The organism is Polaromonas jejuensis NBRC 106434 (assembly GCF_001598235.1).
In the GTDB taxonomy this organism is placed as follows: domain Bacteria; phylum Pseudomonadota; class Gammaproteobacteria; order Burkholderiales; family Burkholderiaceae_C; genus Polaromonas; species Polaromonas jejuensis.
This window is the reverse complement of record NZ_BCYO01000011.1, coordinates 103,464-124,442: the sequence shown is the minus strand read 5'-3', so window position 1 is coordinate 124,442 and position 20,979 is coordinate 103,464. Positions and strand designations below refer to the sequence as shown.

Here is a 20,979-nt window from a genome sequence, read left to right as displayed (position 1 = left end):
TCTGGCATGAACTCCTTTTCAGACAGTGCCGTCACGGCCTTTTCCCTCATCACCTCGCTCGATCCCCTGTTTGCCAGCATTGTTGGCCGATCGCTGGCCGTCAGCGCCTGCGCCTGCCTGATCGCCTGCGGCGGCGGGCTGCTGTTTGGCGCCTGGCTGGGGGTGTCGCATTTCAGGGGCCGTGCGGCGTTGCTGGCCTTGCTCAATACCGCCCTGGCCCTGCCCTCGGTGGTGGTCGGGCTGGTGGTCTATTTGCTGCTGTCGCGCAGCGGGCCGCTGGGCTTTCTGGGCTGGCTGTTTTCCTTCAAGGCCATGGTGCTGGCGCAGGCGGTGCTGGTGTTGCCCATCGTCAGCGCGCTGGTCCGCCAGACCATTGAAGACGCCGACCGCAGCCACGGTGAGCAGCTGCAGTCGCTGGGGGCTCGCCGCCTCATGCGCGGCCTGATTTTGTTGTGGGACGAGCGCTATGCCTTGCTGACGGTGCTGATTGCAGCCTTTGGCCGCGCGATCTCGGAAGTCGGCGCGGTGATGGTGGTGGGCGGCAATATTGAGGGCTTCACGCGCGTGATGACCACCTCGATTGCGCTGGAAACCAGCAAGGGCGACCTGCCGCTGGCGCTGGCGCTGGGCCTGGTGCTGCTCGGCGTGGTGCTGCTGCTCAATATCCTCATCGCGCTGCTGCGCCGCTGGCGCGAGCAGCTTGATGACCAGATGCTGGATGTGGAGCCCGCCATGGCCGCCCAGGGCACGCCGCCATGAGCCTGATTTTCAATCTGCAATCCCTGGGGGTGCAGTTTGGGCGCATCCGCGCACTCAAGGCCTGCACTCTGCGCATCGCTGCGGGCGAGCGCGTGGCGCTGGTGGGCTCCAATGGCAGCGGCAAGAGCACGCTGCTGCGCGCGCTGCATGGGCTGGTCCCGCCCGCGGCAGGCAGTCTTTGGGCTGACGCGCAGGCACGCCAGGCCATGCTGTTTCAGCGTCCCTATATGTTGCGTGCCAGCGTTTTGCATAACGTGGCCCTGGGCTTGTGGCTGAACGGCGCGCCCTGGCAGCCCGCCAGGGAACAGGCCCGGCAGGCGCTGGAGCGGGTGGGGCTGGCGGAGCTGGCCGGGCGCAATGCCAGGGTCCTGTCGGGCGGCCAGCAGCAACGCGTGGCGCTGGCGCGGGCCTGGGCCTTGAGGCCGCAGGTCCTGCTGCTCGATGAGCCCACCGCCAGCCTGGACCCGACCGCCAAGCGCGAGGTGGAACGGCTGATGGCTGAATTCGCCGACACCGGCATGACGCTGGTTTTCAGCAGCCACAACCTGGGCCAGGTCAAACGCCTGGCCAGCCGCGTGATCTATCTGGAGCAGGGGCAGCTCATTGCCGATTTGCCGACCCCGGCTTTTTTCAAGGGGCCGCTGCCTGCCGCGGCCGAGAATTTTTTAAAAGGAGAGCTGGCATGAACGGTTTCAGCACGATGACCACGACTTTGCAATCTTTCAAGGCGCTAGCCCTTGTCTCACTTGCGCTGTCGGCTACGCTTTCGATAGCGCAAGCGCCCGCCATCGTGGTCGCCTCCACCACCTCCACCGAGCAGTCCGGACTGTTCCCCTACCTGCTGCCCGAGTTCAAGAAGGCCACCGGCATTGATGTGAAGGTGGTGGCCGTCGGCACCGGCCAGGCCATAGACATGGGCCGCCGCGGCGATGCCGATGTGCTGTTTGTGCACGACCAGGTGGCCGAAGAAAAAGTGGTCGCCGAAGGCCATGCCGTGAAGCGCTTTCCGGTGATGTACAACGACTTCATCCTCGTCGGGCCCGCCGCCGATCCGGCCGGCGCCAAGGGCAGGGACATTGTCGAGGCGCTGAAGAAGCTCGGCGCCGCCAACGCCAATTTCGTCTCGCGCGGCGACCGCAGCGGCACGCACGCGGCCGAGTTGCGTTACTGGAAAACCGCAGGGATTGAGACACCGGCCAGCGCACCTGCATTTGCCAACTACAAAGCCTGCGGCTGTGGCATGGGGCCGGCCCTCAACATCGCCGCCAGCACCGGCGGCTATGTGCTGGCAGACCGCGGCACCTGGCTGTCGTTCAAGAACCGCGCCGACCTGACGATCCTGGTCGAAGGCGATACGCGCCTCTTCAACCAGTACGGCGTGATGCTGGTCAACCCGGCCAAACATCCGCAAACCAGGGCGGTTGAAGGCCAGAAGTTTGTCGACTGGGTGATTTCCCCCGCCGGCCAGGCCGCGATCGCCGGCTACAAGATCAACGGCCAGCAGCTGTTCTTCCCGAACGCCACGAAGTAGGGGTAGGCCGCTCCCAAGGGGCGGGTGCACCCTCTCAATAAAGGAGCAGGGCGGGCCGTATTCCAGCGGGATGCGGTACTTATAATTTCGCCGTGCGCTCACACCCATCCTCCGTTTTGCCGCTGACCCTGTGGAAACGCCTTGCCGTCTGGCTGAGCTTTCTCGCCGTGCTGTCGGCGCTGCTGGCGCCGGTGTCCATGCTGGCCGAAGAGGTGCGCACCGGCAAGCTCGGTGGGCTGTGCAGCGTCAACACGCTCTCGGCGAGTCATGCGGATTCCGGCTCCGGCGACGTCGCGCCGACCGGCTCGCACTGCGATTGGTGCGCCTCCTTGGGGCTGGCGCCGCCGCCGCTGCCTGTCATTGCCATTCCCTGTTTCCCCGGCCAGCGCGTGGCCGCTGTGCACCTCCCGGCGGCTGCCGATGCCGCCATACCCGGGCTGCCCTTCAGCCGCGGGCCGCCTGCACTTTGAACTGAGCCGCCTCTGCAGAGGTTTGTTGCGTGTTGACCTGGTGGTCAGCACGTCTTTTGCTGTATTTTTCAAAGTCTGGATTAATCATGACACGCTCAATTGCTATAAAAATAATAGCTGCTAGCGCAGTTTGCATGCTGGCTTCACCCTCTTTTTCTCATATTGTTCTGGAGAGTAAGAGTGCCCCGGCCGGGAGCATGTACAAAGCTGTTTTTCAGGTCGGCCATGGCTGCGAGGGCTCGGCCACCACCGGCATCTCGGTGCAGATTCCGGCCGGCTTTCAGGGCGCCAGGCCTTACCCCAAGGCCGGCTGGACCTTGACGACCAAGCTGGGAAAACTCGCCAAACCCTATGACAACCACGGCAAGCAGGTGACTGAAGACGTGACAGTCGTGAGCTGGACGGCGGCCAGCAAGGAGGCGGCGCTGCAGGACGCCCATTTCGACGAGTTCATGCTGCGCGGCAAGCTGCCCGAGACGGCCGGGCCCCTGTGGTTCAAGGTGCTGCAGACCTGTGAAAGCGGCAGCATGGACTGGAGCGAAGTGCCCGCGTCGGGCACCTCGGCCAAAGGCCTGAAATCGCCCGCCGCCTTGCTGGAAGTGACGGGCGCCGCACGGGTGGCAGACTCGGGCCAGCCGGTGGATGTGCAGGGGGCCTGGGTGCGCAGCACGGTGGCCGGCCAGAAGGGCAGCGGCGCTTTCATGACCGTCACGGCCAGGACCGCGACGCGCCTGGTGGGCGTGTCCTCCCCGGTGGCCGGTGTGGCCGAAGTGCATGAAATGAAACTGGAAGGCGATGTCATGAAAATGCGCCGGGTGGCGGGTATTGACTTGCCCGCCGGTAAACCGGTGGAACTCAAGTTAGGCGCTTACCATGTGATGCTGATGGACCTCAAGCAGCCGCTGGCCGCAGGCAGCACGGTGCCCATGACCCTGACATTCAAGGACGCGAAAGGGCTGGAAAGCCGGGTCGAGTTGAAGGTGCCGGTCGCGGCTTCGGCGCCGGGCGCATCGGCGCTTGCCACCAACGCCGGCGAGCAGGATCACAGCGCCCATCAACACTGAACCGCATCAGGCCGGTGTTACATAGTCCGGCTATTTTTTAATCCTGTCTACCGGAGAACACCATGAAATTCAAATTGTTGGCGGCCCTAATGGCCCTGGCCTGCGGCACCCTGTATGCACAAACTGTCGAAGTCAGGGATGCCTGGGTGCGCAGCACCGTGGCGGGGCAAAAGGGCACGGGGGCTTTCATGAAGATCACCAGCAGGGAGCGCGCGCAATTGGTGGGCATCTCCTCGCCCGTGGCGGGCGTGGCCGAGGTCCATGAAATGAAGATGACGGCTGACGTCATGACCATGCGCGCTCTGCCGGTGCTCGATTTGCCGGCCGGTCAAACGGTGGAACTCAAGTCCGGCGGCTACCACGTGATGCTGATGGATCTGAAGCAGCCCCTGCCCAAGGGCAGCCAGGTGCCGCTGACCCTGCGCTTCAGGGACGCCAAAGGCACTGAAAGCAAGCTTGAGCTAACCGTGCCGGTCAGCACGGTGGCGCCCGGCGCTGCTGCCACTGGGGGCCAGGCTCAGGGCAAAAGCGCGTCCGCAGCGCACCAGCACTAAAGCCTGCAAGCGCAGGTCGGGGTGCAGCAGGGACGCCGAAGCCGACCTCTCAGCGTGCGGTGTTGCATCAGGATCAGGGCGCATCGAAGCTGAGCGCCGGTTCCGGCTTTTCCCGTTGGCCAGGCAGCGCTGCCAGGAGCGTTCAATCCACGGGTTGGCGCAGGCGCCAGGCAGGCTTTGGCCCTCTTGCAGCACCGCCTGACGGGCTCGCGCGATCTGCTGGAGGCGTTGTTCGGAAGACGGCGGGAGGACGGACACCCTGCGTGTGAGATCCGGTGGATGCGGGGCGCATGCACTGTTGCAGACCTGGCATCGATGCGCTGGGAGGGGTGTCACTGATTGTTTCATTTTGAGAGCTTCAGCGGGGCTTGGCAAACATCCTAGGGTTTAACCTAGGGCAGCGTGAGGTCGTCAATTCAACAATGGATCTGTTCTGTCCGTAGCCCAAAGCCAACAGGAGACAAGCCCATGCAAGTTCAGCTCAAAGTCAACGGGAAATCCGCCAGCGTTGAGACACCCCCCAACACGCTGCTGGTGCAGGTGCTGCGCGAGCAACTCCAGCTCACCGGGACCCATGTCGGCTGCGATACTGCCCAGTGCGGCGCTTGCACGGTCCTCATGAATGGGCGGGCCGTCAAGTCCTGCAACATCCTGGCCGCCCAGGCGATAGGCGCCGACATCACCACCATCGAAGGCCTGGCCCGGGCGGACGGCACGCTGCACCCGATGCAGGCGGCGTTCAAGGAATGCCACGGCCTGCAGTGCGGCTTCTGCACCACCGGCATGGTGATGAGCGCGGTCGACCTTTGCCAGCATCACCCCAAGGCGACCGAGGGCGAAATCCGCGAACAGCTGGAAGGCAACATTTGCCGCTGCACCGGCTACCAGAACATTGTCAAGGCCGTGCAGCAGGGGGCTGCCGCCATGGCGGCCTAGCTTGCCGCCGTCCGTCGCCGTCTGCTGCCGCTGTCCAAATGCGCTGCCGGCGCGCGAGCCGCTGTGAACCGGGTGATTTAATTTCTCAGGAGTACAGACATGGGTGCATCCGATTTTGTCAACCTGCCCAATATTGGCGCTTCCGTCCTTCGCAAGGAAGACTACCGCTTTCTCACCGGTGGTGGGCAGTACACCGATGACATCACGCTGGCCAACCAGAGCTACGCGGTGTTTGTGCGTTCGCCGCATGCGCACGCCAGCATCAAAAGCATCAACACCGCCCCCGCCAAGGCGGCCCCGGGCGTGCTGGGTGTGTTTGTCGGCGCGGATGTGGCGGCCGACAAGATCAACGGCCTGCCTTGCGGCTGGCTGATCACCTCTACCTCCGGCACGCCGATGAAGGAGCCGCCGCACCCGATCCTGGCGCAGGGCAAGGTGCGCTATGTCGGCGACCATGTGGCCATGGTGGTGGCCGAGACGCTGGAGCAGGCCAAAAACGCCGCCGAGCTGGTGGAGGTGGACTACGAGGTGCTGAGCGCCGTCGTCAAGGTGACCGATGCCGCCAAGGCTGCGACCCTGCACGATGTCGCCCCCGACAACCATTGCTTCAAATGGGCGATAGGCGACAAGGCGCAGGTCGACGCGGCTTTTGCCGGGGCCGCGCATGTGACCCAACTTGATTTGATCAACAACCGTCTCGTTCCCAATGCCATGGAGCCGCGCGCCGTGATCGGCTCCTATAGCCGCGCCACCGACGAATACACGTTGTACGTGGCCAACCAGAATCCGCACGTCGAGCGCCTGCTGCTGACGGCGTTTGTGATGGGCCTGCCCGAACACAAGGTGCGCGTGATTGCGCCCGATGTGGGCGGCGGCTTCGGCTCCAAGATTTATCTTTATGCCGAAGACGTGTGCCTGACCTGGGCCTCGAAAAAGCTCAACCGCAACATCAAGTGGACGGCCGACCGCAGCGAAGCCTTTGTCTGCGATGCCCATGGCCGCGACCATGCCAGCCATGCCGAAATGGCGCTTGGCAAAGACGGCAAGTTCCTCGCGCTGCGCGTGCACACCGACGCCAACATGGGCGCTTACCTGTCGACCTTTGCGCCGGCCATTCCGACCATTTTGTACGCGACCCTGCTGGCCGGCCAGTACACTACGCCGCAGATTTATGTCGAGGTCGATGCCTGGTTCACCAACACCGCACCGGTCGATGCCTACCGCGGCGCCGGCCGCCCCGAAGCAACCTACCTGCTGGAGCGGCTGGTGACACGCGCCGGCTGGGAGCTGGGCTTGGCGCAGGACGAAATCCGCCGGCGCAACATGGTGACGCAGTTCCCCTACCAGACGCCGGTGGCGCTGCAGTACGACGTCGGCGACTTCCGCGCCCTGCTGGCGCGGGCCAATGAGCTGGCTGACGTGGCCGGATTTGCGCAGCGCAGGGCGGCGACCGAAGCCGCGGGTAAAAAGCGCGGCATCGGCTACTCCAGCTACATCGAAGCCTGCGGCCTGGCGCCTAGCAACATTGCCGGCGCGCTGGGTGCACGCGCCGGTTTGTTCGAGTGCGGCGAGGTGCGGGTGCATCCCACCGGTAGCGTCACCGTGTTCACCGGTTCGCACAGCCACGGGCAGGGGCATGAAACCACCTTTGCCCAGGTCGTGGCCGCGCGTCTGGGCATTTCGGTCGATCAGGTGGACGTGGTGCACGGCGATACCGGGCGTGTGCCTTTCGGCATGGGCACCTACGGCTCGCGCTCGCTGGCGGTCGGCGGCACGGCCATCATGAAGGCGCTCGACAAGATAGAGGCCAAGGCCAGGAAAATCGCCGCCCACTTGATGGAGGCCAGCGACGCCGACGTGGAGTTTGCCAACGGCGAATTCACCATCAAGGGCACCGACAAGAAAGTCAGCTTCGGCCAGGTCGCGCTGACGGCCTACGTGCCGCACAACTACCCGCTCGACAAGCTGGAGCCCGGCCTGAACGAGACGGCGTTTTACGACCCGACCAACTTCACCTTCCCGGCCGGCACCTACATCTGCGAAGTGGAGATCGATCCGGCCACCGGCGAAGTGCGGGTGGACCGCTTCACCGCCGTGGACGACTTCGGCAACATCATCAACCCGATGATTGTCGAAGGGCAGGTGCATGGCGGCCTGGTGCAGGGCATCGGGCAGGCGCTGCTGGAACGCTGCGTGTACGACGAGGAGTCCGGCCAGCTGCTGACCGGCTCCCTGATGGACTACGCGCTGCCGCGCGCCGACGACCTGCCCCACTTCACGCTGGCCACGCTGTGCACGCCCTGCAGCCACAACCCGCTGGGCGCCAAGGGCTGCGGCGAGGCCGGCGCCATCGGCTCGCCGCCGGCGGTGATCAATGCCGTGCTCGATGCCCTCAAGCCGCTGGGCGTGACCGACTTCGACATGCCCGCTTCGCCCGGCCGCGTCTGGGAAGCCATCCAGGCTGCCAAACCCTGAAACCTTCCAAGGAGCAACCGCCATGTATGCATTCACCCTGGAACGCCCCGCCACCCTGGCCGATGCCGCCAAGCTGGCCGCCGCCGGCGCCAAGCCGCTGGCCGGCGGCCAGACCCTGCTGGCGTCGATGAAGATGCGCCTTTCCAGCCCTGAGCAGCTGGTCGACCTGAGCGGCATCAAGGAACTCAGCGGCATCCGGCGCGAGGGCAATGCCTTCGTGATCGGTGCCATGACGCGCCACGCCGATGTGGCCGACAACGCCGAACTGAAGGCGGCCTTACCCGCGCTGGCCGACATGGCAGCGCACATCGGCGACCGGCAGGTGCGCGCGATGGGCACGCTGGGCGGCTCCGTGGCCAACAACGACCCGGCCGCCTGTTACCCGAGCGCGGTGCTGGGGCTGGGCGCGACCCTTCACACGACCGCGCGCCAGATTGCCGCCGACGACTTTTTCCTCGGCATGTTTGCCACCGCGCTGAACGAGGGCGAGCTGATCACCGCCATCAGCTTTCCCATCCCCAAGCGCGCGGCCTACATGAAGTTCAAGCAGCCGGCCTCGCGTTTTGCGCTGGTTGGTGTGTTCATTGCGCAGTTTGATGCCGGTGTGCGCGTGGCCATCACCGGCGCGGCCAACGGCGTGTTCCGCCACCAGGCGCTGGAAGATGCCTTGAGCAAAAGCTTCACGCCGGAAGCGGCAGCGGCCGTCACGATCGATGCGGCTGACCTCAACAGCGACATCCATGCCACGGCGGCTTACCGCGCCAACCTGATCAGCGTGCAGGCGCAGCGCGGCGTGGCCAAGGCGCTGGCTTGATCCGGGCTGCAGGCGCTGTTTTGCTGGTATTTGCAAGCGTTTTATGCCTGTAGCCCTTTAGGGTTGGGTGCAAGCAGCTACTGAATTGATAGCGACAGAAGAATGGCCAAGCGATTTGATGACACCTTTCCCAAGCATTGATGCGTTGACGCAGGCGCTGCAGGGCGCCGGTTACTTTGCCGATCGCCGCCTTGCCACGGCGGTATTCCTCGCGCTCAAGCTGCAGCGCCCGCTGCTGCTGGAGGGCGAGCCTGGCGTCGGCAAGACCGAGCTGGCCAAGGCGTTGGCCGTGGCGCTGCAGCGGCAATTGCTACGCCTGCAGTGCTATGACGGGCTGGAGCAGCGGGAGGCGCTCTATGAGTGGAACTACGCCGCCCAGCTGCTGCACATGCGGGCCGTCGAAGGCCACAGCGATGCCGCCGACGTGGAGCGCGAGGTCTACCAGGACCGCTACCTGATCCGCCGGCCCCTGCTGCAGGCGCTGCAGACGCCGGCGCCGGGCGCGGTGCTGCTGATCGACGAGGTCGACCGGGCCGATGAGCCCTTCGAAGCCTTTTTGCTGGAGTACCTGGGCGAGTACCAGGTCAGCATTCCGGAAATCGGCACGGTGCGCGCCGAAGCGACGCCGGTGACCATTCTCACCAGCAACCGTACGCGCGAACTCAACGACGCCGTCAAGCGGCGCTGCCTCTACCACTGGCTCGACTACCCCGACCGTGAGCGCGAACTGGCAATTGTGCGGAGCCAGGTGCCGCAGGCCGGCGAGCTGCTGTCGGCCCAGGTCGCCGGCTTTGTAGACCGGCTGCGCCGCTCGCCGTTTGGCAATGCCTTCCAGCGCGCGCCTGGCATCGCCGAAAGCGTTGAATGGGCAAAGGCCCTGGTGGCGCTGGACACGCTGGTGGTGGACCCCGAGGTGGTGGCCGATACCGCAGGCATTTTGTTCAAACAGCGCGAAGACGTGGCGGCGCTGACGCACGAGATGGCGGTGGAATTGCTCAAGCCCCACGAAGAGACCGCGTGAGATGCTGACCGTGAGCGCCACGCAATTTCCCGCCGGGCCGCCCCAAGGGAAATTAGCCCCCTCGGGGGGCAGCGAAGTACGCGAAGCGACAAGCGTGGGGGCTCCATGTTGCTAGGTGACGCGCGCAGCGGCAAACTGGCCGACAACATCACCGGTTTTGGCCGGGCGCTGCGCCGCGCCGGCGTAAAAATCGACAGCCAGCGCATTGCGCTGGCCAAAGAGGCGGCGCTGGTGGTGGGTGTCGCGGACAAAGAAGACTTGAGCGCGGCCTTTGAAGCCGTCATGGTCAGCCGCGAGCAGGACCGCCTGGTGTTTCGCGAGCTGTTCGATGTGTATTTCCAGGACCCGAAAGTGGCCAACAAGCTGCTGGCCCAGCTGCTGCCCAGCGCCGAAGGCCAAGCCGAGGCAAGCAAACGCCGGCCGCGCGTGCGCGAGGCGCTGGCACCGAAAAAAGCTTTCGGCCAGCAGGCCAAACCAGTTGCCGAAGACCAGAAGGTCGAGTTTGACGCGGCCATGACGGCCAGCGATATTGAGCGCCTGCAGCACGCCGACTTCAACGCGCTGTCCGCCACCGAATACCGCTTGGTCGAGCGGCTGGCGCGCGACATCAAATTGCCCTTGCCCATGTTTACCTCGCGCCGCAGCCGCCCTGCAGTCTTGGGTGCACGCATCCACTGGCCGGGCGTGATGCACCGGGCCGCGCGCACCGGTGGCGAGCTGATGCAGCTGCCGCGCCTGCAGCGGCGCGAGCAGGCGCTGCCCTTGCTGGTGCTGGTCGATGTATCGGGCTCGATGGAGCGTTATGCCCGTTTGCTGCTGGCTTTTTTGCACGCGGCCACGCGGCGCCACCCGCAGCGCGATGTGTTTGCCTTCGGCATGCACCTGACCGACTTGACCCCGGCGTTTCGCCAGGCCGACACCGACGAGATGCTGGCGCATGCCAGCCTGGCTATTGAAGACTTTGCCGGCGGCACCCAGCTGGGCGCTTCGCTGGCCAGCTTGCGCGAGCACCATGCGCGCCGCCTGGTCGGTCGCCGCACCATTGTGCTGGTCATCACCGACGGCCTGGACACCGGTGAGCCGGCCGATCTGGCACAGGAGCTGGCCTGGCTGCGCCGGCGCAGCCGCCGTTTGCTCTGGCTCAACCCCTTGTTACGTTTTGACGGCTACGCGCCGCTGGCGCGCGGCGCAGCGGTGCTGCATGCCCACGCGCACGGCATGCTGGCGGTACACAATTTGGCCAAGCTCGAAGAACTGGCGGCCAGCCTGGCGGCCTTGATGAAAACTTGAGCCTGCAACTCCCCAACTCCCCATTAACCGAAAATGAAAAAAGGACAGCGCCATGGACATGCAAGCAAGCCGTGAACTGGCCGTGACCCAGCAGCAAGCCTGGGATGCGCTGAACGACCCGGCGGTGCTGAAAACCTGCATACCGGGCTGCGACAAGGTGGAGGCCGTCGGTGAGAACCAGTACGCCATCGGCATGGCGCTGAAAATCGGGCCGGTCTCGGCCAAGTTCTCCGGCAAGATTGCGCTCAGCGACATCAACCCGCCGGCCAGCTACAAGCTGTCGTTTGACGGGCAGGGTGGCCCCGCCGGTTTCGGAAAAGGCAGCGCCGAGGTCAGGCTGCTGCCCAATGAGGATGGCTGCGAGCTGTCGTACACCGTGCATGCCTCGGTCGGCGGCAAGGTCGCGCAGCTCGGGCAGCGGCTGATTGACGGCGCCGCCAAGTCCATGGCGGAGGATTTTTTCAAGCGCTTTGACGAAGAAATGCAGCGCCAGCATCCCGAGAGCTATGCCGCCAAAATGGTGAAGGGTGAGGTGGAGACGGAACCGGAGGCTGGCGCTCGGAGTCAGGGTGTTCCGATGTGGGTCTGGATTGCCGGCGCCGCGGCGCTGGCGCTGGTGGTATGGCTGGCAAGCTGATGCGTCTGCAAGGGCCGGCGGAAAGGAAAGCTGATGGAAAACCTTGATGTCATGGTGCTGCGCACGCTGCGCGACTGGCGTACGGCGGGCAAACGCGCTTTGCTGGCCACGGTGGTGCGCACCTGGGGCTCGTCGCCGCGGCCGGTCGGCTCCATCATGGCGCTGTGCGAAGACGGCGCTGTCGTCGGTTCGGTATCCGGCGGCTGCATTGAAGACGACCTGATTTACCGGCACACGCAAGCCTATGCGTCGCAGCCCGCCCAGGGCAGCGGCCAGGCCGGGAGCAAGGAAATCCCGTCGGGCCCGCCCGCGTTTGTCAAATATGGTGTCACCGCCGACGAAGCACACCGCTTCGGCCTGCCCTGCGGCGGCACGCTGGAGCTGTTGCTGGAGTACGACCCCGAGGCCACGGCCCTGGCACAGCTGGTGACGGCCCTCGAAGCCGGGCAGCTGATGCAGCGCCATGTGCACCTGCTAGACGGCGCGGTGACGATCGCGCAGGCCTCGGCACCGGCCATGCTCAGCCTCTCGGCCACCGAACTCGTCAACACCTTTGGCCCCGAATACCGCATGCTGCTGATCGGCGCGGGCCAGTTGACCGAATACCTGGCCACCATGGCCTTGTTCAGCGGTTTTGCCGTCACGGTGTGCGACCCGCGCGAAGAGTACCGCAGCGCCTGGTCGGTGGCGGGCGCCACCGTGCTCAGGGATATGCCGGACGACGTGGTCATCGCCTTCAAGCCGGACCGGCGCAGCTGCGTGATTGCGCTCACGCATGACCCCAAGCTCGATGACCTGGCCCTGCTCGAAGCGCTCAAGACCGAGGCTTTCTATGTGGGCGCCATCGGCTCACGCCGCAACAATGACGCGCGCCATGCCCGCATGATCGAGTATTTCGAGCAGACCGAGGAATCGCTCGCCCGGCTGCGCGGTCCCATCGGCATTTACATAGGCAGCAAGACCCCGCCGGAAATCGCCGTCAGTGTGATGGCGGAAGTGCTGGCCGTGAAAAACGGCGTGGTGCTGCCGCGCGACATGGAAGTGGCGCAGGCCAAAAACGAGCGCGCCGTGGTGGGCAACGATGCGGGCGATCTGGTGTGTGGGGTGCCGCAGGTGTAGTCCTGAAGGGTTTGTGCTTGGGTTTTTGATGGAAATCAGTCTGTAGCCTGCGTCCAGACTGCATAAATCGCTATAGAAAACATAGCTGTTTTAACGCCCACCGCCGTCATGAGCAAGGCGCCCAGCACATGCGGCACGGCAGTGATGAGGGTTAAGCCGTAACGCTGCAAGAATATGAGCCCCTTGTCTTGACAGGCAACCGCGCTGTGCGCGGCCCATTGGTAGGGCGGCTCCTGCCGCCCTACCAATGGGGTTCCGGCCAGAGCGCATATCCCAATCGTCTAGACTCCAGCGTGACTCACGACTCAGGCACGAACACCTGGCCGTCCATCAGACGGCGAGCGCTACGACTCATGATGGCTTTCGTGACTGTCCAGGCGCCCTGAACCTTCTCAGCCGTGGCGCCTACCGACAGCGTTCCAGAAGGATGACCGAAGCGCACCACAGGCAAGGAACCCGCTGGCAAGCTCCGGCTGACGAGCGTGCCGGGAATTGAGGCCGCGACGGCAATCGCCACGGCGCCCGTTCCGGTCATAGCGTGGTGTAGCTTACCCATAGACATGATTCGTGCCAGGATGTCGATGTCTATCGCGGCGACGGATTTACCACTCGAAGCAATGTAGTCAAGTGGCTTGCTGACGAATGCAAGCTTGGGTGTGTGAGGCCGCTTCGCAGTTGCCTCTTCTGCTGTAGCCGACAAACCCATCGCGACCGCGCATTGCGAACGGATCGCTTCGCAACGAGCCAGAAACTCTGCATCTGAGTTGACCGCATCCTGCAGCTCGTTGCCTTTCAAACCCACAGTCGCGGCATCAATGAAGATGGTGGGATTGCCCGCGTTGATCAGTGTTGCTTCGATTGTGCCGACGCCGGGAATCTCAACCCGGTCAATCATGTGGCCCGTCGGGAACATGGCGCCGCCTTCACTGTCCTCATCGGCGCCGGGGTCGAGAAACTCCAGCTTGATCTCGGCGGCGGGAAATGTCACGCCGTCCAACTCGAAATCACCCACTTCCTGGACCTCACCGCCAGCTATTGGCACGTGGGCCACAATCTTTTTTCCGATGTTGGCTTGCCAAATCCGAACGACGGCCACACCACCGTCTTGAGGCGCCGCTACGAGTCCGCGGGCAATCGCAAAGGGGCCCACGGCCGAGGTCAGGTTGCCGCAGTTTCCGCTCCAGTCCACCACGGGCGTATCGATTGACACAGCCCCAAACAAATAGTCCACGTCGCAGTCCGGCCGGGTGCTTGGGCTGACCAGGACGACTTTGCTGGTGCTGGATGTAGCGCCGCCCATCCCGTCAATTTGTTTGACGTAGGGGTCCGGGCTTCCTATGACTCGCAGCAGGATGGCGTCACGTAACTTGACATCTTTTTGAGCCGAAGCAGGCAGGTCCTCTGGAACGAAGAAAACGCCCTTGCTGGTGCCCCCCCGCATGTAGGTGGCTTTAATTCCGATTTGTCTCTGTGACTTCATTGCTATGCTTTCTTGAAAATAACGCAAACCGGGCTTTCGGTTTGGATGAATGGTTGAAACGTCAGCGGTGCTGGGTGATTGGCGTCCAGTCGCGCAATCGCCAGGTTGTCGGCGTCCTCGTTGGCCGCCAGCAGAAAATCGCCGTCTGGTGTGCCACTTATGAAGCGGGGAGTAGCACCACCCGTCGGTGCCCACATAGGGTCAAGCAATGCGCCTGTGTCTGCATTGACGGGAAAGGATGCAACACTGTCGTGGCCCCGATTGGAAACATGCAAAGACTGCCCCTTGCCTGTGATGATGATGCCTGCGGCTGAACCAGACTCGACACCGGGAGGCACGGTACGTGTTGTGCTCAGCAGATCGAGTTCGCCAGTCGCGGGGTTGAGCCGGCAGGTGGCAACCGTGCGGTCCAGCTCGCCCACTACGTAGGTTCTTGGCAGTCTCGGGTGCATCACCATGTGGCGCGGACCAGTGCCCGGCGGATGTCCCAATTTGCTGACAAGTTTGAGCTCACCCGTTCCTTCGTGCAGGGATAAGGTGAACACCTTGTCCAGGCCCTTATCAGGAACAAAGAGCCATCGGCCCATGAGGTCCACACAGATCTGATGTGGGTGAGCTCCCTTTTGCTGGAGGTGCGGGCCAGGGATCCCTGGCAGACTCAGCGAGCTGGCCAGCCGACCCAGGGCGCCGTCAGGCTGAACGGGGAGCGACACAACATTGCCGGTCGCGTAGTTGGCGACAAGAAGCCACCGTTGCGACCGGGAGAGCGCCAGGTGAACCGGGTTATTCCCGCCAACGTCCTGCTCGCTGGTTTGGCGCACTGTGCCTTCGCGCGCGTCGACGTCGAAAGAACTGACATGGCTTTGATCTCCATGAACGGCATAGATAGCGCTCTCCGAGTGTGCCAGGCACAGAAAAGAAGGATTGACTAAGCCTTCTACTTGCTGAACCAGTTCCCACTGGCCATCTGCATGAACACCATAGACGGACAGTCCCTTTCCGCGGGCATTGCGTTCACGCGTGGTTCGACAACCGACATACGCAAACCAGCGATAGCAAGAACCAGCCATCAAACCGCCGCCTTCATGAACTCCATCTCAATGCGCTGCAGGAGACCTCCGGCTGCAAATATCTGCCGCTCCTCTTCGGTGTCGATCCGGCAGACGACGGGAACGCGCGCGACGGACCCACTCGTGCGATGAATGACCAATGTCAACTGAGAGTCCGGCCCAGGAGACACCCCTTCAACGCCCTCGACGTCAAATGTCTCGGTGCCGTCAATATCCAAGGACTTGCGCGTCACCCCGGCGGGAAATTCAAGTGGAAGTACGCCCATCCCCACAAGATTCGTGCGGTGGATTCGCTCGAAGTTCTCGCAAACCACAACCTTGACCCCGATCAGGCGCACGCCCTTGGCGGCCCAATCCCGTGACGACCCCGATCCGTAGTTCTTGCCGGCAACGATGATGAGCGGCTGGCCTCGCTGCATATAGGTCTCAGCGGCATCAAAAAGCCTCATCACCACGCCCTCGGGTTGGAGGCAGGTGAGCGAGCCTTCGCGGCCGGCCATTTCATTCTTCAAGCGGTTGTTGGCAAAAGTAGCTCGAATTGCTGCAACGTGATTGCCTCGGCGGGTGCCGTACGAGTTGAAATCGACTGGTGCAACTCCACGCGACTGCAGGAACTCGCCAGCGGCGCTGTCGGGAAGAATGGCTCCAGAGGGTGACAGGTGGTCGGTGGTCACGTTGTCACTGAGAACAGCGAGCGGGCGCAAGCCCGCGAAATTTCCTACCGAGGTGAACTCGTCCTCCCAATACGGCGGCCGGCGGATGTATGTGCTGTCCTCCCGCCAGGCGAACCGCACCGGGACGTCTCCCTCCGTCCCTGGCGCATCGGCTGCGCCGCGCCGGAACATCGGGTCATAGACGCTGGTGAACTGTTCCGGCTTGACGCTCGCCTGCAGTGCCTCGTCAATCTCGGCATCCGAAGGCCACAGCTGCGACAGCAGAACGTTTGTGCCTTCCGAATCTGTGGCCAACACTCCCGACTCCACATCGACGCGGATGGAGCCTGCGATGGCGTAGGCAACGACCAGCGCAGGCGAAGCCAGGAACGCTTCCTTCACATGGGGATGTACCCGGCCATCGAAATTTCTATTGCCAGACAGGACGGCGGTGGTATGCACCTTGCGGGAAAGAACTTCACTTTCGATGGCCGGCGCCAGCGGGCCCGACATGCCATTGCACGATGTGCACCCGAAACCGATGATTCCGAAGCCCAATTGCTTGAGTGGTTCCAGCAGACCCGCCGAAGCCAGGTACAGTTCAACAGCCTTGGAACCGGGCGCCAACGACGTTTTCACCCAGGGTTTGCGTGTCAGCCCTCGTTCGATGGCTTTACGGGCCAACAGCCCTGCGGCGATCATGCTGCGTGGGTTGGACGTGTTGGTGCAACTCGTGATGGCCGCAATCAGCACGGCGCCATCGGGTATCGGGCCGGTTGTCGGCACATCCGGGGATTCCAGGGCAATACCCTTGGTTTTGAGGCTCGCCAGCGAAATTCGCTGATGCGGGTCGCTGGGTCCCGCTAACGATCGAACGACGATTCCCAGGTCAAACGCCAGCGTGCGGTCGAACTGCGCTTGCGCGAACTGATCGGCCCACAGGCCTTGCGCCTTGGCGTAGGCGCGGGTCAGGTCAACTTGAGCCCTGGTACGCCCCGTCAACAGCATGTAGTCGAGCGTGCGTTCGTCGATGGCAAACATTGCTGCCGTGGCGCCGAACTCCGGTGCCATGTTCGAAATGGTGGCCCGATCAGCCAGTGGAAGGGCCGCGGCGCCGGGACCGTGAAACTCAAGAATTGCGCCGACGACGTTTTGCCCGCGCAAAAACTCGGCCAGCGCAAGCACCACATCTGTTGCGAGCACGCCAGGGCGGACGCTCCCATCAAGCTGCACTCTTACGAGTTGGGGCAGGCGCATCCAGATGGCGCGGCCGAGCATGACCGACTCAGCCTCAAGGCCGCCGACACCCCAACCCACGACGCCCAGGGCATCGATCATCGTCGTGTGGCTGTCGGTACCAACCAGGGTATCCGGATAGGCAATGCCTTCGTTCACCTGAATCACCGGAGACATGCGCTCGATGTTGATCTGGTGAAGGATGCCGCTGCCTGGCATCAGGACATCCAGATTGGTGAAAGCCTTCTTGCACCAGGCGAGGAACTCGAAACGCTCAGCGTTCTTCCGCTGCTCGGTTTCCATGTTCCTGCTCATGGCGTCTGCTTCCGAGCCCGCCACTTCAACGTTGAGCGAATGATCGACGACCAGTTGCGTTGGAACGATAGGATTCACTCGGCGCGGGTCACCGCCGGCTTCTGCAACCGCATCGCGCATCCCCGCCAAATCAACCAGCGCCGGCGTTCCCAGCAGATCCTGCAGCACAACGCGGGCTGGATAGAAGGGGAAATCCTTGTCGTGGCTTCGTGTGACCAGTGCAATCAGGATTGCGGGCAAACCGTCCTTCAAGACTTGCGCAGTGCTTTTCCGCAAAAGGTTCTCAGCGAACACCCGGGACGCGTAGGGCATCTTTGCGAATGCGCCCGGAACCACGGCTTCAACCGCGGATTGAACGTCGTAGTACGAAAGGCTGGAGCCGGGCAGTGAAATGGGCGAGATGGATGTCATGGTTTATCCGGATAGGGCGTCTGAAAGTAAATGTTGATCTTTTCTAAATTGAATTTTATGATCAGATAAAACAAACGTCAATCGACATACTTAATTTTGGAAACACCATGTCCCCCATAGACCGCAGAGTCCTTCTCAAAGCCATGTCCGGCGCGGCACTGCCCGCGCTTGCCGGGCTTCTACCCTTGGTGGCCGGCGCGCAGGGCCGTTATCCCACCAAGCTCATTACTCTCATCGTTCCGCAACCCGCCGGGGGCGATGCGGATGCCGTGTGCCGGACCCTCCAAACGAAAATGCAGGAACTGCTCGGACAGCCGGTCATCATCGATAACCGCGGCGGCGCTGCGGGGAACATCGGAACCGCCCTCGGGGCCAAGGCCGCGCCCGATGGCTACACCGTGACTTTTGTCAATCAAGGCACGATGGCACTCAATCCGTACCTGTATCCCAATCCGGGTTTCACTGTCGGCCAGTTCGAACCTGTAACGCAGCTCGCTTCGATTGACCTGGTGATTTGCGCGAACTCCACGGTTCCTGTTAATACATTGAAGGAATTGCTTGAGCTGGCCCGCAAGGAGCCCGGCCGGTTCACGTATGGCACAGCCGGCAATGGCAGCGCCAATCACCTCGCCGGCGAGATGCTCAAGGCGATGGCCAAGCTTGACTTAACCCACGTTCCCTACAGGGGCGGCAGTCCGGCCATCATTGGTGCCCTGGGCGGCGAGACGAACCTGGTGGTCGCCTTCCCTCTGGCGGCGCTTCCGCACATAAAGGCCGGAAAGCTCAAGGCATTGGCGGTGACGGGCAGCAAGCGTTCCAAGGCGCTCCCCAACGTTCCGACGGTGGCCGAGAGCGGCGTGAAAGGCTATGAGTTTGCTTCCTGGTTCGGCTTGGTTGTTCCCAAGGGTACGCCGCAAGAAGCAATTTCGCGGCTTAACTTCGCAGCGAATGGCGCGCTCAAGACGCCGGAGATCAGTGAGAGGCTGCAATCCGGCATGACCGAGCCGGTCGGCTCCAGCCAGCAGGACTTTGCGCGGCTGATCGCCCAGGAGAACGCGCGCTGGTCCAAGCTTATCAAGCAGTTCAACATGAAGATTGACTGAGTCACCGCCACACCAGCGACGGGCTAGACTATGCTGATGCGCATTTCATCACCCAGCGAACTCACCCCCCTGCAGACCAAGGTGGCCAGGGAAATTGTCGCGCTTGTGCGCCGGGAGGGGCGGCGGGCCGGTGAGCACTTGCCCGAGGTGCAGTTGTCCGAGCAAATTGGGACCTCCCGATCGCCGGTGCAAGCGGCGTTGCGGCACTTGTCCAGCCTTGGAGTCCTGCAGCAGGATCTCAACCGTGGCTACTTCCTGGTACAGGATGCCAAAGATTGGGGCGCGGTGGCAGCCAGGTTCTCGAGTCTTCCTGACGATCCGCTGTATCTCGCCATCGCCGAGGATCGCCAGGCAGGCAAGCTACCCGATGAAGTCACGGAAGCTGAACTGATGCGCCGCTTCGATGTTGCGCGCAGCACCCTGCGCAAGGTTCTGGCGCGCATCAGCGAAGAAGGCTGGATCGAGCAGCGCGTGGGGCACGGATGGTGCTTCAGCTCGATGATTGACTCGCCCGAGGCATATGAGGAGAGCTATCTGTTCCGGCAGGCCGTAGAACCGATGGGCTTGCTCGGTCCCTCATTCCGGTTCGACGCTCTTCAACTGAAGGAGCTCCGCCGGGAGCAGCAACGCATCGTCGATGGCGGCTTCAAGAGCATGACGGCCATTGAGCTGTTCGAAGCCAACAGCCGGTTTCACGAGACGCTGGCGCAATGGTCAAACAATCGCTTCGTCCTGCAGTCCGTCAAGCGGATCAATCAGCTTCGCCGGCTGGTGGAGTATCGGCAAGCGTCGCAGCGCGGTGCGCGTCAAACGCAAGCACAGGAGCATTTGGGCATTCTCGATGCAATCAGCCAGCACGAATTCGTGCTCGCCGCGTCTCTGATGCGGGCACATCTCGATGGTGCCCGCCGCGGCAAAGTCCACGGCAAGGACGTCTTCACTCGTTAAGCATTAGTTCTACCTCAGTTCAATAAACACGCCCTTTAATGTCTAAAGTGACTACTTAATACAATTTAACGAGCTCTCATCCTGACTCTTCTGCCCTTTCTTTTTCGCAACAAACCATAGGAGACAAGCATGTTCCCCACGATTAAAACCCTGTCGCGAGCCACTATCTCAGTAGTGGCGGCGGTCGCAATAGCAATGCCGGCTTATGCGCTGGATACCCGATCGAGTTCATTTCAGGCCAACGCTCCATCTCTAATTTTGTCGAACTTTTCGTCATCGGCCAGAGCGGCCGTCTGAACCAGTAGAAGCGTGCTTCCAGGAAATCCAATGACCATCAAAGATCTTTCCAGCCTTCGCAATGCCTTGGCTCCTAATGGGCGCATTCGCTACTCAATCAACCTTGGAAATCCGATCCTGGCAGGTCGCGACGCCTCTACTGGCCAGCTGTTTGGCGTGTCTGTGGACCTCGCCCGCCTTTTTGCTGAAAGGCTGGGCGTTGAAGTCGAACTCGTCGCGTTCGACGCCGCTGGTGAGGCGGTCAAGGCGCTCAGGGAACAACACGTCGATATTGGCTTCTTTGCAATTGACCCGGCTCGAAGCGAAGGCATTCGATTCACGCCGCCATACGTGCAAATCGAGGGATGCTACATGGTGCGAATCGACTCGCCAATCCACATCAACACCCAGGTGGATGTACCCGGTCGTAAGGTCGTCGTAGGCGCTGGCAGCGCCTACGACCTTTTCCTCACGCGTGAACTGAAGAACGCGCAGATTCTGAGGGCTGCAACTTCGCCTACGGTGGTCGAGGTCTTACTCGAACAAAGCATCGACGTAGCGGCAGGTGTGAAACAACAGCTGGAAGCCGATGCACGGCGGTTCCCGGGTGTGCGGTTGTTGCCCGAACGATTCATGGTGATCCATCAAGCCATGGGTATTCCGTCCAGCCGGAATGACCATGCTTTCGACTTCCTCAAATCCTTCGTGGAAGAGATGAAGGCATCTGGATTTATCGCAAACGCGTTGGCGGCACATCGAATCGAAGGCGCCACGGTAGCACCTGCTGGGTACCCGCCAGCCAGCCCATAGCGCTTTC

21 protein-coding genes are annotated in these 20,979 nt (G+C 62.7%); 17 read left to right on the top strand and 4 right to left on the bottom strand.

All coding sequences use genetic code 11. The features are described 5' to 3' along the window. Positions 1-6 precede the first annotated feature (6 nt). The 4 genes from PJE01S_RS14340 to PJE01S_RS14325 all read left to right on the top strand — a co-directional run bounded on the left by PJE01S_RS14340 (position 7) and on the right by PJE01S_RS14325 (position 2,760). Positions 7-759, top strand: coding sequence for an ABC transporter permease (locus PJE01S_RS14340; RefSeq protein WP_068834313.1), 753 nt, complete (start codon positions 7-9; stop codon positions 757-759). Beyond that, positions 756-1,445, top strand: a complete 690-nt coding sequence (locus tag PJE01S_RS14335; RefSeq protein ID WP_068834312.1) for an ABC transporter ATP-binding protein — start codon at positions 756-758, stop codon at positions 1,443-1,445. Before PJE01S_RS14340 ends, PJE01S_RS14335 begins: the two co-directional genes overlap by 4 nt. Next, entirely contained in the window at positions 1,442-2,290 is an 849-nt protein-coding gene (locus PJE01S_RS14330; protein WP_068834311.1) for an ABC transporter substrate-binding protein, read from the top strand. The genes PJE01S_RS14335 and PJE01S_RS14330 overlap by 4 nt, the downstream gene beginning before the upstream one ends. 92 nt (positions 2,291-2,382) lie before the next feature. Continuing rightward, the gene (locus PJE01S_RS14325) at positions 2,383-2,760 is read left to right on the top strand and encodes a DUF2946 family protein (RefSeq protein WP_169804384.1); all 378 of its coding nucleotides are present in this window, start codon (positions 2,383-2,385) and stop codon (positions 2,758-2,760) included. Here PJE01S_RS14325 and PJE01S_RS25550 read toward each other — a convergent pair. Further along, entirely contained in the window at positions 2,735-2,896 is a 162-nt protein-coding gene (locus PJE01S_RS25550) for a hypothetical protein (protein WP_169804381.1), read from the bottom strand. The two genes, PJE01S_RS14325 and PJE01S_RS25550, sit on opposite strands and share 26 nt — an antisense overlap. Between PJE01S_RS25550 and PJE01S_RS14320 the strand changes: the two genes are divergently transcribed. The 9 genes from PJE01S_RS14320 (at position 2,847) to PJE01S_RS14280 (ending at position 12,670) form a co-directional block, all read left to right on the top strand. After that, on the top strand, positions 2,847-3,824 hold the full coding sequence (locus PJE01S_RS14320) for a DUF1775 domain-containing protein (RefSeq protein ID WP_068834309.1): 978 nt from the start codon (positions 2,847-2,849) through the stop codon (positions 3,822-3,824). The genes PJE01S_RS25550 and PJE01S_RS14320 overlap by 50 nt on opposite strands. Positions 3,825-3,886: 62 nt before the next feature. Next, a complete protein-coding gene (locus tag PJE01S_RS14315; RefSeq protein WP_068834308.1) occupies positions 3,887-4,378 on the top strand; it encodes a copper chaperone PCu(A)C in 492 nt (163 codons plus the stop codon). Between the two features lie 468 nt (positions 4,379-4,846). Further along, the gene (locus PJE01S_RS14310) at positions 4,847-5,314 is read left to right on the top strand and encodes a (2Fe-2S)-binding protein (RefSeq protein WP_068834307.1); all 468 of its coding nucleotides are present in this window, start codon (positions 4,847-4,849) and stop codon (positions 5,312-5,314) included. Between the two features lie 99 nt (positions 5,315-5,413). Next, positions 5,414-7,789, top strand: a complete 2,376-nt coding sequence (locus tag PJE01S_RS14305) for a xanthine dehydrogenase family protein molybdopterin-binding subunit (RefSeq protein WP_068834306.1) — start codon at positions 5,414-5,416, stop codon at positions 7,787-7,789. A 22-nt stretch (positions 7,790-7,811) separates the two neighbouring features. Continuing rightward, positions 7,812-8,603: an FAD binding domain-containing protein gene (locus PJE01S_RS14300; protein ID WP_068834305.1), complete on the top strand. Its 792-nt coding sequence runs from the start codon at positions 7,812-7,814 to the stop codon at positions 8,601-8,603. Between the two features lie 118 nt (positions 8,604-8,721). Beyond that, positions 8,722-9,624 (top strand): AAA family ATPase, encoded by a 903-nt coding sequence (locus PJE01S_RS14295; protein ID WP_068834304.1) that lies wholly within the window; start codon positions 8,722-8,724, stop codon positions 9,622-9,624. Positions 9,625-9,729: 105 nt separating this feature from the next. Beyond that, the gene (locus PJE01S_RS14290) at positions 9,730-10,914 is read left to right on the top strand and encodes a vWA domain-containing protein (RefSeq protein WP_068834303.1); all 1,185 of its coding nucleotides are present in this window, start codon (positions 9,730-9,732) and stop codon (positions 10,912-10,914) included. A gap of 52 nt (positions 10,915-10,966) precedes the next feature. Then, on the top strand, positions 10,967-11,551 hold the full coding sequence (locus tag PJE01S_RS14285; RefSeq protein ID WP_068834302.1) for an SRPBCC family protein: 585 nt from the start codon (positions 10,967-10,969) through the stop codon (positions 11,549-11,551). 33 nt (positions 11,552-11,584) lie between these two features. Continuing rightward, a complete protein-coding gene (locus tag PJE01S_RS14280; RefSeq protein ID WP_068834301.1) occupies positions 11,585-12,670 on the top strand; it encodes an XdhC family protein in 1,086 nt (361 codons plus the stop codon). Between the two features lie 298 nt (positions 12,671-12,968). Here the strand turns inward: PJE01S_RS14280 and prpF are convergent, their stop codons facing one another. Genes prpF through acnA form a run of 3 tightly spaced genes read right to left on the bottom strand, consistent with a single transcriptional unit; the run spans position 12,969 to position 17,835 of the window. Beyond that, positions 12,969-14,150: a 2-methylaconitate cis-trans isomerase PrpF gene (gene prpF / locus PJE01S_RS14270; protein WP_068834299.1), complete on the bottom strand. Its 1,182-nt coding sequence runs from the start codon at positions 14,148-14,150 to the stop codon at positions 12,969-12,971. Between the two features lie 2 nt (positions 14,151-14,152). Then, positions 14,153-15,220 carry a lactonase family protein gene (locus PJE01S_RS14265; RefSeq protein ID WP_068834298.1) on the bottom strand — a complete coding sequence of 356 codons (1,068 nt, stop codon included), beginning with the start codon at positions 15,218-15,220 and terminating at the stop codon, positions 14,153-14,155. Beyond that, a complete protein-coding gene (gene acnA / locus PJE01S_RS14260) occupies positions 15,220-17,835 on the bottom strand; it encodes an aconitate hydratase AcnA (protein WP_068834297.1) in 2,616 nt (871 codons plus the stop codon). The genes PJE01S_RS14265 and acnA overlap by 1 nt, the downstream gene beginning before the upstream one ends. A 107-nt stretch (positions 17,836-17,942) precedes the next feature. Here acnA and PJE01S_RS14255 point away from each other — a divergent pair, with 107 nt between their 5' ends. The 4 genes from PJE01S_RS14255 (at position 17,943) to PJE01S_RS14245 (ending at position 20,972) form a co-directional block, all read left to right on the top strand. Further along, positions 17,943-18,938 carry a tripartite tricarboxylate transporter substrate binding protein gene (locus tag PJE01S_RS14255; RefSeq protein WP_084389550.1) on the top strand — a complete coding sequence of 332 codons (996 nt, stop codon included), beginning with the start codon at positions 17,943-17,945 and terminating at the stop codon, positions 18,936-18,938. Between the two features lie 30 nt (positions 18,939-18,968). Next, positions 18,969-19,886, top strand: a complete 918-nt coding sequence (locus PJE01S_RS14250) for a GntR family transcriptional regulator (RefSeq protein ID WP_245660782.1) — start codon at positions 18,969-18,971, stop codon at positions 19,884-19,886. Positions 19,887-20,015: 129 nt separating this feature from the next. Next, positions 20,016-20,183, top strand: a complete 168-nt coding sequence (locus tag PJE01S_RS25750) for a hypothetical protein (protein ID WP_218017521.1) — start codon at positions 20,016-20,018, stop codon at positions 20,181-20,183. A 30-nt stretch (positions 20,184-20,213) separates the two neighbouring features. Next, complete coding sequence (locus PJE01S_RS14245; protein ID WP_068834295.1) at positions 20,214-20,972, top strand: ABC transporter substrate-binding protein; 759 nt, start codon at positions 20,214-20,216, stop codon at positions 20,970-20,972. The last annotated feature ends 7 nt before the right edge of the window (positions 20,973-20,979 follow it).